16 protein-coding genes are annotated in these 14,450 nt (G+C 66.2%); 7 read left to right on the top strand and 9 right to left on the bottom strand.

From position 1 onward, the window contains the following. Positions 1–8: 8 nt before the first annotated feature. Positions 9–275 carry a hypothetical protein gene (locus tag B7R24_RS04065; RefSeq protein WP_116417681.1) on the bottom strand — a complete coding sequence of 89 codons (267 nt, stop codon included), beginning with the start codon at positions 273–275 and terminating at the stop codon, positions 9–11. Positions 276–345: 70 nt separating this feature from the next. Between B7R24_RS04065 and B7R24_RS04060 the strand changes: the two genes are divergently transcribed. After that, positions 346–1,641, top strand: coding sequence for a GNAT family N-acetyltransferase (locus B7R24_RS04060; RefSeq protein WP_116417680.1), 1,296 nt, complete (start codon positions 346–348; stop codon positions 1,639–1,641). 35 nt (positions 1,642–1,676) lie between these two features. Here the strand turns inward: B7R24_RS04060 and B7R24_RS04055 are convergent, their stop codons facing one another. Next, the gene (locus B7R24_RS04055) at positions 1,677–3,005 is read right to left on the bottom strand and encodes a hypothetical protein (protein ID WP_147303954.1); all 1,329 of its coding nucleotides are present in this window, start codon (positions 3,003–3,005) and stop codon (positions 1,677–1,679) included. A gap of 488 nt (positions 3,006–3,493) precedes the next feature. On the opposite strand from B7R24_RS04055, the gene B7R24_RS17505 reads away from it, so the two are divergent. Continuing rightward, the gene (locus tag B7R24_RS17505; protein WP_172582992.1) at positions 3,494–3,658 is read left to right on the top strand and encodes a hypothetical protein; all 165 of its coding nucleotides are present in this window, start codon (positions 3,494–3,496) and stop codon (positions 3,656–3,658) included. A gap of 195 nt (positions 3,659–3,853) precedes the next feature. Here B7R24_RS17505 and B7R24_RS04050 read toward each other — a convergent pair whose 3' ends face one another. The 3 genes from B7R24_RS04050 to B7R24_RS04040 all read right to left on the bottom strand — a co-directional run bounded on the left by B7R24_RS04050 (position 3,854) and on the right by B7R24_RS04040 (position 5,992). Next, positions 3,854–4,351 carry a hypothetical protein gene (locus B7R24_RS04050; protein WP_116417678.1) on the bottom strand — a complete coding sequence of 166 codons (498 nt, stop codon included), beginning with the start codon at positions 4,349–4,351 and terminating at the stop codon, positions 3,854–3,856. A 317-nt stretch (positions 4,352–4,668) separates the two neighbouring features. Continuing rightward, positions 4,669–5,634 (bottom strand): GIY-YIG nuclease family protein, encoded by a 966-nt coding sequence (locus tag B7R24_RS04045; protein ID WP_116417677.1) that lies wholly within the window; start codon positions 5,632–5,634, stop codon positions 4,669–4,671. Next, positions 5,627–5,992, bottom strand: a complete 366-nt coding sequence (locus B7R24_RS04040) for a hypothetical protein (protein ID WP_116417676.1) — start codon at positions 5,990–5,992, stop codon at positions 5,627–5,629. Before B7R24_RS04040 ends, B7R24_RS04045 begins: the two co-directional genes overlap by 8 nt. A gap of 93 nt (positions 5,993–6,085) precedes the next feature. On the opposite strand from B7R24_RS04040, the gene B7R24_RS04035 reads away from it, so the two are divergent. Next, positions 6,086–6,352 (top strand): hypothetical protein, encoded by a 267-nt coding sequence (locus B7R24_RS04035; protein ID WP_116417675.1) that lies wholly within the window; start codon positions 6,086–6,088, stop codon positions 6,350–6,352. Beyond that, entirely contained in the window at positions 6,336–6,671 is a 336-nt protein-coding gene (locus tag B7R24_RS04030) for a hypothetical protein (RefSeq protein WP_116417674.1), read from the top strand. Before B7R24_RS04035 ends, B7R24_RS04030 begins: the two co-directional genes overlap by 17 nt. 37 nt (positions 6,672–6,708) lie before the next feature. Here B7R24_RS04030 and B7R24_RS04025 read toward each other — a convergent pair whose 3' ends face one another. From B7R24_RS04025 to B7R24_RS04015, 3 genes are all read right to left on the bottom strand, one after another. Then, positions 6,709–7,320, bottom strand: coding sequence for a hypothetical protein (locus tag B7R24_RS04025; RefSeq protein WP_147303953.1), 612 nt, complete (start codon positions 7,318–7,320; stop codon positions 6,709–6,711). A gap of 8 nt (positions 7,321–7,328) precedes the next feature. Next, positions 7,329–7,952 carry a hypothetical protein gene (locus B7R24_RS17255; protein ID WP_147303952.1) on the bottom strand — a complete coding sequence of 208 codons (624 nt, stop codon included), beginning with the start codon at positions 7,950–7,952 and terminating at the stop codon, positions 7,329–7,331. Between the two features lie 179 nt (positions 7,953–8,131). Beyond that, positions 8,132–10,114 (bottom strand): S53 family peptidase, encoded by a 1,983-nt coding sequence (locus tag B7R24_RS04015; protein WP_253259258.1) that lies wholly within the window; start codon positions 10,112–10,114, stop codon positions 8,132–8,134. 160 nt (positions 10,115–10,274) lie between these two features. Here B7R24_RS04015 and B7R24_RS04010 point away from each other — a divergent pair, with 160 nt between their 5' ends. After that, positions 10,275–11,159 (top strand): 1,4-dihydroxy-2-naphthoyl-CoA synthase, encoded by an 885-nt coding sequence (locus B7R24_RS04010; protein ID WP_116417671.1) that lies wholly within the window; start codon positions 10,275–10,277, stop codon positions 11,157–11,159. 7 nt (positions 11,160–11,166) lie between these two features. Here the strand turns inward: B7R24_RS04010 and B7R24_RS04005 are convergent, their stop codons facing one another. After that, the gene (locus tag B7R24_RS04005) at positions 11,167–11,523 is read right to left on the bottom strand and encodes a PRC-barrel domain-containing protein (RefSeq protein ID WP_116417754.1); all 357 of its coding nucleotides are present in this window, start codon (positions 11,521–11,523) and stop codon (positions 11,167–11,169) included. A 115-nt stretch (positions 11,524–11,638) separates the two neighbouring features. Here B7R24_RS04005 and B7R24_RS04000 point away from each other — a divergent pair, with 115 nt between their 5' ends. Beyond that, positions 11,639–13,069, top strand: a complete 1,431-nt coding sequence (locus tag B7R24_RS04000; protein ID WP_116417670.1) for a flavin monoamine oxidase family protein — start codon at positions 11,639–11,641, stop codon at positions 13,067–13,069. Further along, entirely contained in the window at positions 13,066–14,448 is a 1,383-nt protein-coding gene (locus B7R24_RS03995; protein ID WP_116417669.1) for an NAD-dependent succinate-semialdehyde dehydrogenase, read from the top strand. The genes B7R24_RS04000 and B7R24_RS03995 overlap by 4 nt, the downstream gene beginning before the upstream one ends. Positions 14,449–14,450: the final 2 nt, after the last annotated feature.

The following is a 14,450-nucleotide window of genomic DNA, read 5'->3' as shown; positions in this document are numbered from 1 at the left end:
GGCCGGGCCTAGACGACGACGCGGCGGAGGGCGTCGCGCCAGTCGGGCGCGTGCACGTTGCGGCCGCGGTCGATCGGCGACGCCACCCACTCCGAGCCACGCACGTCGAGCGTGTGCGTCATCTGCGGAGTCGACTTCTCGAGGCAGAAGAGGTACCAGACGTCAGCGCGGTGGTTCAGCAGCGTGTACTGGCGATGGCTGGTCCAGAAGTCGACCCTCCCGTCGATGTCGGAGGGCAGGTCGATGTCGGCAAGCGAAGGATTCCCGTTCAGCACACTGCCGAACCTAGGCCGCCCAGGCGAACGGCGGGTGACCGGCAGCCAGACGGCGGGCTACCGTTGAGTCATGGGCTCCCCCGACGACTACCACTTCCGCACCTTTCCCGCCGCTGTCATCGAGGGCGGCGACCAAGCACAGGCCGAGCCGGCGACCGGCGCCTGGATCCAGGCCGAGCGCCGCGGCTTCCACGACGACCGCGCAACCCCTGAGCAGCTCGCCCGCACCGCCGGCAACCTCGCTCAAGACGCGCGACAGCTGACCGGGGTGTATCTGCGTACCGCAGACGCCGCATCCGACCCGGTCGCCACCTTCGCGTCGTACCCGAGCACGCTGAACGTCGGCGGCCCCGCGCTCATTCCGGTGCATCTTGTGTCGAACGTCACCGTCAGCCCCACCCATCGCCGCAACGGGCTGCTCCGCCGCATGATGACCGACAACCTCAGCGCTGCGGCGGCCGCAGGCATCCCGGTTGCGGCACTCACGGTCTCAGAGGCGACTATCTATCGACGCTTCGGTTTCGGGGTTGCGACCTGGGTCAGTCACTCCGCGCTGCGTACCGATTCGCGGTTCCGGATGCTCGCTGAGCCGACCGGGCGAACGGAACTGGTCGAGGCGGCCGACCTGGTCACCCTCGGTCCGTCGGTCTTCGCGGCCTTCCACGCCGCACATCCCGGTTCTGTGGACCGGCATGCTGCGACCTGGAGCCGCATCTCCGGCGGGGCGACCGAGAAGGCCGAGGCGAACCTCGGGGTCTATGCCGCGGTGCACTACTCCGAGGCCGGAACGCTCGACGGTTACGTCTCGTACGTGTTCAAGGGGTGGGACTCCGATCCGCAGACGCTCGAGGTGCTCGACCTCGTCGCCGCAGACGACAATGCCTACCTCGGTCTGTGGGCCTTTCTCGCATCCGTCGACCTCATCGATCGCGTCGTCTGCGAGACAGCGCCCGCCGACGACCCCCTGCGCTGGGCCATCGCCGACTGGCGCGCGCTCACACACACCGGCGTCGAGGACTGGCTCTGGATCCGCGTACTCGATGTCGTCGCCGCCTTCGAGGCGCGGGGCTACGCAGCCGCGGCCGCAGGCAGGATCACGCTCGCCGTCACCGACCCGCTGGGGTTCGCGGAGGGGACCTTCCGCTTGCAGATCGCGGACGGCCGGGCCACCGTCACCCGCGACGACGCGGCCGCCCCCGACGTCGCGCTCGACGCGCCCGCCCTGGGCTCGCTCTACCTCGGCGGGGTCGACCCCCTCACCCTCGCGGCCGCCGCCCAGCTCACCGAACTCACCCCCGGCGCGGCGCTCCGCCTCCGCAGCCTCCTGGCGCCGACCGCCCCCGTCTACGGCACCACCCACTTCTAGGAGGCCGCTCCCCCGGCCGATGACGTGGATGCTCTCTAGTCGGCGGCCGCGGGTGCAATCGGATCCGTCTGGTACGACGTCTCCGTCAGGCCCGTGTAGCCCGTCTTGCGGGCGGAGACGGTGACCGAGAGGCCGTAGCCGACATCCGCCCGCGTGACAGTGTGGCGCGAGCGGGTATCGCCGGCGATCGGGATGCCGTTGCGCAGCCACTGGTACGAGATCGCGGCTCCGGCCACGTTCAGGTTCGGAGTGGGAACGAAGAGCGTCTGGCCGAGTGCCGCAGTACCGAAGAGCAAGCCCAGATCACCGGTGATGACCTTCGCCGCGACGGCCGCCGTGGGCTGCGACAGGAGGGTGGCACTCGTGCCGCTCGGGGTACGTCCGGTGACGCTCACGGTGATCGTGGCGGCGGCATCGTCGGGCACCAGCGTGTACTGCCCGGAGGTCGCGCCCGCGATGGGTGTGCCGTTGCGGTTCCACTGGTAGCTGAACGACACCGGCAGCGGCTTCCAGGTTCCCGCCCGGGCGGTCAGCACCGATCCGACGAGGGGCGTACCGACGATGGTCGGCGCGGGCGTCTGGGTGAAGGGTGCGCCGCTGCTGGCGGGCCCGGTGGTTGCCGTCGTCGAGAAGAAGCGCGAGTCGGAGTCGACGCTCTCACCCGTCACGAGGAGCGACCCCGTGACTGTCGCCCCGAATCCGGCACTGACCGTGACACTGCCCACCGCATCGACGGGCCTGTACTGCCCGGTCACGCTGTCGGTGAACTCGAACGTCGCGCGCTGCCCGTGAAGGATCGAGCGCACATCCCACGAGAACGTGACGGCATCGCCCGCGACGACCGTCTTCAGCTGGTAGTCGAAGTCGATGTTGCCGAAGACGTACATGCTGACCGGTGCGCTCGGAGCGCTGTCGTAGACCCTGCCGCCGATGACCGCACGCGCCTTGAGCCGGATGGTGTTGACCTGGCCGTCCACGATTCCGTCGCGAGCGAGGATGGAGAATTCGGTCGCTCCGGGCGACACCGGGATGACCGGCTTTCGCCACACGTTGTCGTCGTTCAGGTCGTAGACGTAGCTGACCTGCTCGGGCTTCGCGCTGCCGTACGAACCGGCCTGCACCGTCTCGAGGAAGATCTCGCTGTCGCGGCCCGGGAACATCGCGGTGTAGAGCACCGTGGGCGGGCCCGGCGGCACGACGGCCACGGCGGTGACGCTGCTGCGTAGCGGGCTGCCGCCCAGGGCGACCTGGCTCGCGGACGGGGCCGCCGACGCCGAGACGGCTCCCGTCAGCCCGAGTGCTGCAGCCGTGATGCAGCCCGCCGCGACCATGAAGACGCGCCTGTGGATGTTGTTCCTTTGCACGATGAAATCCCCCTTGAATTCGTTCGTGATGTCGCTGCACACCGATGTGCCGACTCTCCCGAGCATGCGTGTCGCAGGCCCGGGAGTCAAGTCGCGGGCGTTAAACGACGGATGCTGCGGGTGGAGTGCTACTTCACCGCGCCCGAGGCGATCGCCTTGTTCACGTCGATGCTGCCGATACCAGTGACATCGTCATACCCCTGCGGGCGGTTCCGCGGCGACTGCGGGTCTGGCCATCGCGAGCGCAGGAGCGTTGACGATCGCCGCGCCGCTCGTTCTCATGGCAGTCGCGGTCGGTGTTAGCGCTTATGCCGATCACTAGCGCCAGCAGTCCATCGAACGCATCAGGAACTACTCGAACAATTGCATAAAGAAAAGCTCGACGACGAGCGCCGTGCCCTCATTGGATGCCGTGATGCGATCGAGATGGCAACCTCGATCCTCCTCCACCAGGGCCGGCTCGGGCTTTCGCTAGGCTCAAGCGCCGGGTGTTGGCGCTGCAAGCCGTCGAGCACGCTCAGATCGACAGTGCCAGATGTCCGTTGAGAGCTTTCATCTCCAGCCTGCAGGAAGACGAGCGGCGGGTGGATGAGCTCGAATCTGGCCTCTCATCGCTCATGCTGCGCCTTTTGAATCTCGAGCTGAAGCCCTGAGGGGCATTGCAGAGCCCGGTGTACCCAACTGGCGAAGTCAATGGCCTCTTCAAAACCGCTCACCGCCTCCGCTCCCTCGCCGACGACACCGGTCTCGGGAGCTCCGCCTTAGTTGTCTCTATCGAGATAGTACGAAAACGCGACGGAAGCCTCTTTGTGTCACCCTGCGATCGCAGTCTGACTACCAGGTAGGCATTAATTTCCTGCCGAGTGGTACCGGTGACGCCCCGCGAACCACAGACCGGTTTGCGCCGACCTTCGAAACGTGCCGAGAAAACCAACCGGTTTTACGAAAACGTCGACTTTCCAGGAGTGCGTTCCGATCATCTTGAGATCAGTTGCCTTGGCCGACAGATCCGTGTACCAAGCGTCCATCGTCGACGTTATGAATGCGCCACTTGTTTTCGAAATTCCGTCGCGAAAGAGCCGGGAGTTGACGTCCGGGCTGCCCGTCTCGCCGAGGTGGCCGCTCAGGTGAAGCGGATCCCATCCGCCGGACAGCGCAAAATCGTGGAACGACCCGGCGTCCGCCGATGACTGAAAGCGGTCCAACCAAACTTCCCATTCCCGGGGCACAGCCGAACTGGCTGATGAATCTGCCCAAGTAACACGGGGCTTCTTCAGATCAAAGGCGAACTGGTTCTGTAAGAGCCACGCTAGGTAGATATCCAACGCACCGTCAGCATCCCACACCTCTGCAACAAGCCCCAGGGTGGGATCGTCTTTCGGTTTCCCGTTCTCATACCACCACCTGAGACCCCGATCGGGGCGGGACCACCCGAGCCTTCGCAGCAGGATCTAGTGCAGCGCACCCCAGTATCCGAGCGACTGTTCGTGTGGGTGGCCGCTCACAGGTAGCGCTGGCACCGCCTCCCCCGATGAAGGTGAAGCCAGAGCGCGAAAAACACCCGGTACGGCCCAGAACCACTCGAGTTGTCCACCCAGCGCGTCGGGCCTTCCGATGGAGTGGGAGCCGAAGGACGATCGCGAGAGGGTGAACGAGGCGGGATTCATTGCAGCCCCCTGCGAGACGCACGATCCAGAAGGATTTGACCGAAGGGCCCATCGTGAAACCGCCGGTAGCGGTTCTTCCCCTGCCTCATCATCTGAGTATTGAGCCGATATGCGGCTTCTGCGATCGTCGGCTCACGAATGAGGTGCTCGAAAGCAGACCAGGATTCCAGACGAACTGTAGTCACGAGAGCCTGTCCATACTGGACCTCGGCGACATCCACGATGCCGAACGTCTCAGACTCGTCGCTATCCTCCTCCTCGTTCTCATCACCGATCTCATTGCTGGATGCAAGATTCAGGGAGACCGTGACGACAGGCTTGCCATTCTCCACATCGTCAGCAGCCCACATCGCCTCGAGTCCACCGCAGTTGAGGGTGACTACTCGCCCACCGCTTGTTCGCGGAAGAACTGAAATCGACCAGAGAACCCCCGCCGTGCGATTCGGGTCGGGAATTGTCTCGTCGATATAGACGGCCAAGGCCTGGGTGAGCTGCTCGTAGTCATCGCGCTGACGCAAACGCGAGAGCTTCGGCGAACGACCGGCTTTGCCCAACACCGGCTCGGCGCGGCGTCTCACAGACCGCAGCCACGGTAGCGCCGCAGAGACCCCTTCGCGCACTTCGATCTCGATGGTGTCTTTTCCCCCGGGCAAGGAGGTGAGCAACTTGTTCCGAAGATCGAACGTTGCCTCCTGCGCCCGGATCGTCTGGCGTTCGAAAAAGTCCAGATCGACTTTCGAACACGGAGCGAAGTTGATGGCGACGACATCCCCGTGGCGCCGAACATGCGTCGCGCTGCGCGAAATGATGTTGACCGTCTTACCGACGTACCGAAAGCCGTTTCCGAACTCGAGAATGTAGATACCGGTCAGCGCGGTCGGGTCAGTGAACAGCAGCGACGGAACGCCGAGCTCCGACACATCGAACCGAGTGAACCGGAGCTGAGGTCCTGTCTCACTCATATTGCGCTCCTGCCACAGACCGGTCGAAGCCGGTGGCGGCACCGGGTACAAATTCCGGCGCCATCGCGAATGCTGCCATGTCACCGAGTGCGTTCGGGTTGTTCCCATGGCCCGTTTCGACGAGCCATGCGGCGACCTCGTGCGCGTCAAACAGCTCTGCTCCCCCGCGTTCGGCGACGGGAAGGGGAAACCGTGCGCCTGAGGAATAGTTGGATGCGCGAGTGCGCCACACCGAGACGACCGGTCGCTGCACTCCCGCAAGAGCCGCGATGCCGGGGAGCGAGATGCGAAGCCGGGGAGGCGCGCCCGTGGTGCGCGCGCTGCTCCTGTCGGCGGTCTGCCGCTCGGCCGTGGTCATGAGGCAACAGTACTGATCTGGCCGGGCAGAGTCTGTCTTTTACCGATACGAGGGTCTATCAAGAGTCAACACAGATCGAGAGGCACAGGCATCGTGAAGCTGTTCACCTTCGCCACAACCGCAGCGGGCGGAGGAGACGACATCATCGCCCTACCCCGGGGAGCGACGGCCGCAATCTTGACCGTGACCGCGACCGCGACCTACAAGGGTGAGGGCACCTTCGCCGTCCCCGTTCTCGACTCCGCCAACGGGTCGACCGGGGAACTGCTGGTCAACACGATCGAGTCGTATTCGGGCACGACGGCCTTCGGCTTTCTCTCTCTCCGAAGGAGTGAATCTGCAAGTGCAGGCGAGCGGTGACTGGTCGATCACTGTCGTGCCCGACTCGCCTTCGGCGCCCCTTGCGCCGACCGGAGACGGCGACAGCCTGTTCCTCTCCGACGGCAAGGCCGGCGAGCTCAGCGCCACGACCGATGGATCGGGGAACTTCGCCATCATTGAGGAGACGGGCAAAGCGTTCGACTACGGCCTCCTCGTGGACGCGATCGGCGCCTATTCGGGGACCGTCCCCCCTTTCTTCTGGTCCGTCGGTCATCACCGTGACGGCGAACCGTTCGTGGGCCCTCACTGCACGGTGACAAGGCGAGACAGGCCCTCCGAAGACAGACTCCCGTCCTGAGGACCGCGAGAGTCTGTCATTTTGCAGCAGTGGAGCCTTATTCCGGCGAAGGGAGCCTCAGCGAGAAGGTGCTGTCGAAAGTCTCGGGTGGGCCGGCGATCGTCACAATGAGGCTGTGCTCGAGCGGAGGAAGCAGCGCGAAGCGCTCCCCGAGATGATCGAACATTTGCACCTCGATGGGCTTACCGCCGAGCAGGATCAGTGCCGCGAACACCGGAGTTGCGAGGAGCGCATCACTCAACTCTTCCCTCTCGGCCAGGAATCCTGCTCTTCCCGTCATCGGCTCCCACGAGGGGTGAGTATTGCAGATATGCGCGGTGGCGTGCGCAAGGAGCTGGACGCGAGCTCGACGTTCACGTTCGTCTGAGTGAGAGCCATCCGGAACAAAGCCGGTCCGCACAGATGAACTTGACACGTGGGGCAGAAACTCCTGCCATTGCCTGGGGCAATAGGCCGCATCGATGAGATCGGGGGTTCCATCCACAGACTCGATCGAGTACCCCCTCAGTCGCAGAACGTCGGAGTCGATATGCCCCACTGGACGCCCCAGCTTCAGCACCTCTGCCTCGTTGAACGGTGGCGTGAAGAAGGGCGTGTAAGGAGCCGACCGGCCCTGGTGGAAGGTACCCATCATTGTGGCTTCAGCCATGATGCTCCTCAATACACGATCGAGTCGGTCGGGCTAGCAGCGACACACTCGCCCAGAACCGTTGTGGTTGTTCCACCAGCGACGCCCGAGAGGAGCTGGCCCGAAAGAGCTTGCACGTCGATGTCTCGTTCACCCTGCCACCCCTGGCTCAGTGGCGGAGCCGCGCCGTCCAGATTGAACGATGCCGCGTCGATGCTCGAATGCACTGCGACGTGCCAGGTGTGGCTGAGGGCGAAACCCCACTGCGGAAAGATGACATAGCTCGTCGTGAAGTGCGACTTCGAGGTAAAGGTCAGGCTAGCCGTGCCGCAGTCGCCCGTGACGGTCACATCCGCGGCGCCTTCATGAACTGCTGCGGTCGGCGCCGGGGGCGTCGCGCCCCTCATGCTGCCCTTCGGAGTACCCGCGGGAACGGCATACGCGTAACCGTCGTCATCCGTTCTCACCTCATAACCGTGGGCCGCTGCAATCACCGGGTCATAACGGAAGGTCATTCGCGCAACCTGTGGTGGTGTCGTGGCTGGCTGAGTGGAGGCGTCAGCTGAACTCGATGCCGATACCGGCATCGAGTTCGCCGCCGCTACCAGCGCGACAATCGCCGCTACTGAATATGCCTGCTTGCTCTCGAACATGGGTTTCTCCTTCGCTCATAAGCGATGTTTATTCATGTTCCCCTCGTTCTGGTCTACTCCGTTCGCGCTCCCCTGTCAAAGAACCTCTAGCGCGGGCGGGCGTTAACGACGGATTCCCGCGGGCTCCAGAGGCCCCGCGGGAATCCGTCGTGCGATGCTGCGATGCTGCGGGTGGAGTGCTACTTCACCGCGCCCGAGGCGATCGCCTTGTTCACGTCGATGCTGCCGATACCGGTGACGTCGTCATACCCCTTCGCGGTCTTCAGCGAGGTGTCGGTGTCGAGCGTGATGAGCCGCGTGATGCCGGTCGAGGGGCTCGTGAACACGAGCGCCTTCTGCGGATTCTGCGGAACGATGTCACGGAACACCTGCGGGTTGGACTTGTTGACCGAGTACAGCAGCGGGTTCGCGAACCCGATCGTCGTCTTGGTGCCCGCCTGAACGAGCGCCATCTGCGCGGCGAAGACCGGTGACGCCAGGGAGGTCCCACCGATCGAGGAATTCTCGAACGGGCCGGTCGCCAGCGTGGTGTCGTCGGTGATGGGACGCAGGCCGATGAGGAACCCGGTGTACGGGTCAGCGACGGCCGCGACATCCGGAGACACTCGCATACCCTTCGCCAGCGCGGTCGGAACCGTGCCCTTCTGGTACGCCGGCTGCTTGAACAGGGCGCTCACGCCACCACCGGCGCCGAAGCGGAAGGTGCCGGGGAGCGGCTGTGCCAGCGAGAGCTTGCCGTTGGTGTTGAGGATCTGGTCACCCGTGCTGCCCCATCCGGTCTCGAACAGGTACGAGCCGTCTTTCGCGACCGCGAGGCTGGTTCCGCCGACGCTCGTGACGAGCGGGGAGGAGGCCGAGTAGTCGGGCGAGGCGTAACCGAGGGCTGCGACCTCGTCACCGTTGTCACCGCTGGAGAAGTAGAGGCCGATACCCTCGCCGGCGGCCTGCGTGAAGATGTTCTCCTCGCCGCGCACCAGGTCGGGCGAGACAGCCTCGCCGATGTTGCCGTAGCTGTTGCTCACGATGGTGGCGAGCTTGTTGTCGAGGATCTTCGACATGGCGACGTCGATGCCGGCGTCGCAGTTCGTTCCACCCACGTAGACGATGTTCGCCCGCGGAGCGACACCGTGCACGGCTTCGACGTCGAGCGTCTGCTCGCCCTGCCAGTTGGCGGGGCCGGCGCACAGGTCGATGTCGGTGAACTCGCTGGGGTCGGGTACGACCTGCGTGAACAGTCCGGCGAGCGAGGGCTCCCCGAGCTGGGCCGAGTAGGTGTTCGCATCCTCACGGATGGTCGGCGAGGCGTACGCGTCGATGATGGCGACGGTCTGGCCGGCACCGGTGTTGACGTTCGGCGTCAGGCCGTAGGCCGAGCGGATCTGTCGGGGCGTGTAACCGCAGTTCGCCGTGGGGAACTGGGTCTGGCCGTAGGCCGCGGGGGCGGTGACGGTGAACTGTGCCCAGTAGTTCGAGCAGGGCGTCACGATGGCCGGGGTCGCCGCCGGCGCGACCAGCTTCGACTGCGCCTGGCTGCTGCTGCCCGCCGGCTCACTGTCGGGCTTGACCAGATCGGGGTGGTTGAGGGTTCGGCCCTGGTCGATGCTCACCGCCGAGACCTGCGAGGCGAGGGAGGCCGGGAGGGAGGGTGCCGTCGACGGGGCGACGAGGGTCGCGCCGGCGATGGAGTAGCTGTGCAGCTCGGTGCCGAACGCCGCGTCGACCTGCGCGACGTTCGCACGGAACACGACGTACTGGCGGCTGTCGGGAACAGCGGTGATGGATGCCCCGGCTGCCTTCAGATAGGCGACGACCGCATCCGAGGTGGCCTGGGTCGGCGAGTACTTCGCGATCCACTGCTGGGGGGTGAGGAACTGCTTGTACGTCGGCGAGGTCGGCGTCGATACCGCGGTTGCGAGAGCGGCCGCTCCCGCAGCATCCCGCAGCGGCAGGAAGATCTCGCCCTCCACACTCGTGTCTGCGGCCGCGGCACCGGCATCATTCGCGGAGACGGCCCAGGCGGGGACGGCTCCGTCGAAGTCCACGCGGTCGGCGGCAGAGGCGGTGTTCGTTCCCACCAGCGACAGCCCGACCAGGCAGACAGCGGCTGTGACCGCGCCCGCGATGTGACGCGGGCGGATGGCCCGCCCCGAAGAGTTCAACATGCAATTCCTCCCTTATCGGCTCCCGCAATGGAGCCCACATAGGGACGATATGTTTCTTCTGAGGATTGTCTAAGCATTCTGTACGCATCCTCAGAGGCTCGCTTATTTTCCAGCTTGCACTCAGCCTTCGGTGCACGCCGACGCGATCTAAGCTGAAGGCATGACTGCGATCTCCGAGCTCTTCGACGAGTCGGTCTGGGTGCCGGTCGACGGCTTCACCGACCTGACAGACGTCACCTACCACCACGACACCGCCGGTCGCGTGGCCCGGGTGGCCTTCGACCGGCCGGAGGTTCTGAACGCGTTTCGCCCCCAGACGGTCGACGAGCTCTTCCGGGTGCTCGAGGATGCCCGCCAGAACACTCGCATCGGCGTCGTTCTGCTGACGGGCAACGGGCCGAGCGCGAAGGGCAACCGGTCGTTCTGCTCGGGGGGCGACCAGCGCATCCGGGGCCGTGACGGCTACCAGTACGCCGACGGCTCGCACGCGACGGGGCGCCTGCACATCCTCGAGGTGCAGCGGCTCATCCGGTTCATGCCCAAGGTCGTCATCGCGGTCGTTCCGGGCTGGGCGGCGGGCGGCGGCCATTCGCTGCACGTGGTCTGCGACCTCACGATCGCGAGCGCCGAGCACGGGCGGTTCAAGCAGACCGACGCGAACGTCGGCTCCTTCGACGGCGGGTACGGCAGTGCCTACCTCGCCCGCCAGGTGGGTCAGAAGGTGGCGCGCGAAATCTTCTTCCTGGCCGAGGAGTACAGCGCCCAGCGAGCGTACGAGATGGGTGCGGTCAACGCCGCCGTACCGCACGCCGAGCTCGAGACCACCGCCTACGCCTGGGCGAACACGATCCTCACGAAGTCACCGACAGCCATCCGGATGCTCAAATTCTCGTTCAACGCGCTCGACGACGGGCTCGTGGGGCAGCAGATCTTCGCGGGCGAAGCGACCAGGCTGGCGTACGGCACCGACGAGGCCGTCGAGGGTCGCGATGCGTTCCTCGAGAAGCGGGAGCCCGACTGGGGGCCCTACCCCTGGCAGTTCTGAGCCGACGTCAGCGACGGCCGAGGCGACGCTCGCCGTTCGAGCCCGTCTCGTGTGCGAGGCCGTAGTGGGCGAACACGGCGGGCTCTGAAGCCGCATCGAGGGCGCCGTCTGTCGCGATGAAGGGCGCATCCTTCACCAGCTTCTTGTCGTACTGCACCTTCAGGTGCTTCGGGGCGACGACCGCACCGGCGAGGGGTACGAAGACGAGCTTCTGGCCACCCAGGATGCCGATGTGCACCGTGGCGAAGGTCGGAACGTCGCTGGCGGTGTCGAAGTACAGGCTCTCCAGCGTGCCGATCTTGTCGCCGTTCTGGTCGACGACCGGCAACCCGATCCACTCGCGTACGTTCTCTGCCTCGAACATGCTGACTCCGTTCCCGGCCGGAACCGTCCCGGCGCTCTGCACCTGAGATTATCGCCAAACCGGCCGGGGCCCGTCGTTGAATAGGATGTCACCAGACGCCTTGACGAGGAGAACCATGCTGAAGTCGGAATGCGATGTCGTCGTGATCGGTGCGGGGGCGACCGGCCTCACCGCCGCAACCCGCCTGAGGTCCGCCGGTCTGAGCGTGCTCGTTCTGGAGGCACGCGACCGGGTGGGCGGCCGCCTTCTGACAGACCACATCGACGGCCAGCTGTACGAGGTCGGCGGGCAGTGGGTCTCGCCCGACCAGACCGCGCTCATCCAGACGCTCGACGATCTCGGGCTCTCCACCTACTCCCGGTACCGGGAGGGCGAGAGTGTCTACGTCGGTCCCGACGGGGTCGCCGAACGGTTCACCGGCGACATCTTCCCGGCAAGTGAACACACGAAGGCCGAGCTGGAACGCCTCATCGCGGTGCTCGATGTGCTGGTCGCCGAGACCGACCCGGCTGCGCCCTGGCTGCACCCCCGGGCAACAGAATACGACCGGGTGTCGTTCAGCAGCTGGCTCGAGCAGCAGAGCGACGACGAGGAGGCGCGCGACAACATCGCACTGTTCATCGCCGACGCTATGCTCACCAAGCCCGCGCATTCGTTCTCGCTGCTGCAGGCCCTGCTGATGGCCGCGAGCGCCGGCAGTTTCAGCCACCTGGTCGACGCCGACTTCATCCTCGACAAGCGCGTGGTCGGCGGTCTGCAGCAGGTGCCGCTGCGGCTCGCCGAGGCACTCGGTGACGACGTCGTGCTGTCGCAGCCGGTCACCCGCATCGAGTGGAGCGAGGGCGCCGGAGGCCCGACTGGGGGCGTTCGCGTGCACACCGCCGACAGTGTCGTCACGGCCCGCGCCGCCCTGGTCGCGGTGCCCCCGAACCTGTACTCCCGCATCGGGTACGAGCCGCCGCTGCCGAGACTCCGCCAGCAGCAGCTGCAGCACCAGTCGCTCGGGCTCGTCATCAAGGTGCATGCCACCTACGAGACGCCGTTCTGGCGTGCCGACGGCCTGTCGGGCACCGCGTTCAGCCCGTACCAGACCGTGCACGAGGCCTACGACAATTCCAACCACGGCGAGAGCCGGGGCACGCTGGTCGGGTTCGTCTCCGACGAGAAGGCCGACGCGCTGTTGACCCTCCCGGCCGACGAGCGGCGCGCGGCGATCCTCTCGTCGCTCGCAACCTACTACGGGCCCGCCGCACTGGCGCCGAGCGTGTACTACGAGAGCGACTGGGCCGCCGAGGAGTGGACGCAGGGCGCCTACGCCACGAGCTTCGACCTGGGCGGACTGACCCGTTACGGCGCCATGCAGCTCGAGCCCGTCGGGCCGATGTGGTTCGGTTCGAGTGACCTCGCCGCGCACGGGTACCAGCACGTCGACGGGGCGATCCGGGTGGGCTGGCGCCTGGCCGAGGAGATCGGCGCCGCGCTGGGAAGCGTCGAGGCCTCGGCCGCGACATCCACCACCATCACCACCGAGGGAGTCCCCGCATGAGCCACTACGCCGTCATCAACCCCGCCACGGGCGAGACCGTGCGCGAGTACCCGACGATCACGCCGGCCGACCTCGACGCGGCCATCGGGTCGGCGTCGAGCGCCTACGAAGAGTGGTCGCGAACGGTCGGGGTGGATGCCCGGGCCGCCCTCATCGCGCGTGTCGCCGCCCTGCACCTCGAACGCCGCGACGAGCTCGCCCGGATCATCGTGCAAGAGATGGGCAAGCCGCTCGACCAGGCCCAGGGTGAGGTGGAGTTCGCGGCAGCGATCTACCAGTACTACGCCGACAACGGCCAGGCGTTCCTGGCGGACGAGGCGATCGCGCTCGAAGACGGCACCGGTTCGGCGTTCATCCGTCGCTCAGGCCTCGGCGTGCTGCTCGGCATCATGCCGTGGAACTTCCCGTACTACCAGGTCGCCCGGTTCGCCGGCCCGAACATCGTGGTGGGCAACACCATCCTGCTGAAACATGCCCCGCAGTGCCCGGAGTCTGCGGCGGCCATCGCCCGGATCTTCGACGACGCCATCGCCGAACTCGGCGGGCACTCCGGCGTGTACGTGAACATCTACGCCGACAACGAGCAGGTCGAGACCGTCATCGCCGACCCGCGCGTGCAGGGCGTCTCTGTCACCGGCTCCGAACGCGCCGGCGCCGCGGTCGCGCAGCTCGCCGGCACGCACCTGAAGAAGGTCGTGCTCGAGCTCGGCGGCTCCGACCCGTTCATCCTGCTGTCGACCGACGATCTGGATGCCACGGTTCAGGATGCCGTCAACGCCCGCCTCGACAACAACGGGCAGTCGTGCAACGCCGCGAAGCGGTTCATCGTCATCGACGACCTCTACGACGCCTTCGCGGCGAAGTTCACCGAGGTGTTCACGGCCGCACAGCCCGCCGACCCGCTGGCTGCGGGCACGCTTCTGGGCCCGCTCTCGTCAGCTGCCGCCACCGGCCGGCTCACCGAGCAGCTCGACCGGGCTGTGAGCCAGGGCGCGACCGTTCTCGCGAGCGGAACGCCCTCGGGCAACTTCTTCCCGCCCGCGGTACTCGAAGGCGTCACGCCCGAGATGGACGCCTACCGCGAGGAGTTCTTCGGCCCGGTGGCCGCGATCTACCGCGTCTCGAACGAGAAGGAGGCCGTCGAGCTGGCGAACGACACGCCCTTCGGGCTCGGCAGCTACGTCTACACAACGGACCCCGAGCAGGCCCTGCGGGTCGCCGACGGCATCGACGCGGGGATGGTCTGGGTCAACATCGTGCTGGGCGACGCGGCCGAGCTGCCGTTCGGCGGCGTCAAGCGCTCGGGCTCGGGCCGGGAGATGGGCCGATTCGCGCTCGAGGAGTTCGCGAACAAGAAGCTCATCCGCATCGCGGGCTGACG

This window comes from Subtercola boreus (genome assembly GCF_003399645.1).
Taxonomy (GTDB): domain Bacteria; phylum Actinomycetota; class Actinomycetes; order Actinomycetales; family Microbacteriaceae; genus Subtercola; species Subtercola boreus_A.
This window is presented reverse-complemented; position numbering and strand designations above follow the sequence as displayed.

Excerpts from the sequence above, each read along its gene's own strand:
- B7R24_RS04040 (WP_116417676.1), bottom strand. The coding sequence starts at position 5,992 with ATGACCACGGCCGAGCGGCAGACCGCCGACAGGAGCAGCGCGCGCACC.
- B7R24_RS03995 (WP_116417669.1), top strand. The coding sequence starts at position 13,066 with ATGAGCCACTACGCCGTCATCAACCCCGCCACGGGCGAGACCGTGCGC.
- B7R24_RS04045 (WP_116417677.1), bottom strand. The coding sequence starts at position 5,634 with ATGAGTGAGACAGGACCTCAGCTCCGGTTCACTCGGTTCGATGTGTCG.
- B7R24_RS04025 (WP_147303953.1), bottom strand. The coding sequence starts at position 7,320 with ATGGCTGAAGCCACAATGATGGGTACCTTCCACCAGGGCCGGTCGGCT.
- B7R24_RS04015 (WP_253259258.1), bottom strand. The coding sequence starts at position 10,114 with ATGTTGAACTCTTCGGGGCGGGCCATCCGCCCGCGTCACATCGCGGGC.
- B7R24_RS04000 (WP_116417670.1), top strand. The coding sequence starts at position 11,639 with ATGCTGAAGTCGGAATGCGATGTCGTCGTGATCGGTGCGGGGGCGACC.
- B7R24_RS04005 (WP_116417754.1), bottom strand. The coding sequence starts at position 11,523 with ATGTTCGAGGCAGAGAACGTACGCGAGTGGATCGGGTTGCCGGTCGTC.
- B7R24_RS17255 (WP_147303952.1), bottom strand. The coding sequence starts at position 7,952 with ATGTTCGAGAGCAAGCAGGCATATTCAGTAGCGGCGATTGTCGCGCTG.
- B7R24_RS04010 (WP_116417671.1), top strand. The coding sequence starts at position 10,275 with ATGACTGCGATCTCCGAGCTCTTCGACGAGTCGGTCTGGGTGCCGGTC.
- B7R24_RS04060 (WP_116417680.1), top strand. The coding sequence starts at position 346 with ATGGGCTCCCCCGACGACTACCACTTCCGCACCTTTCCCGCCGCTGTC.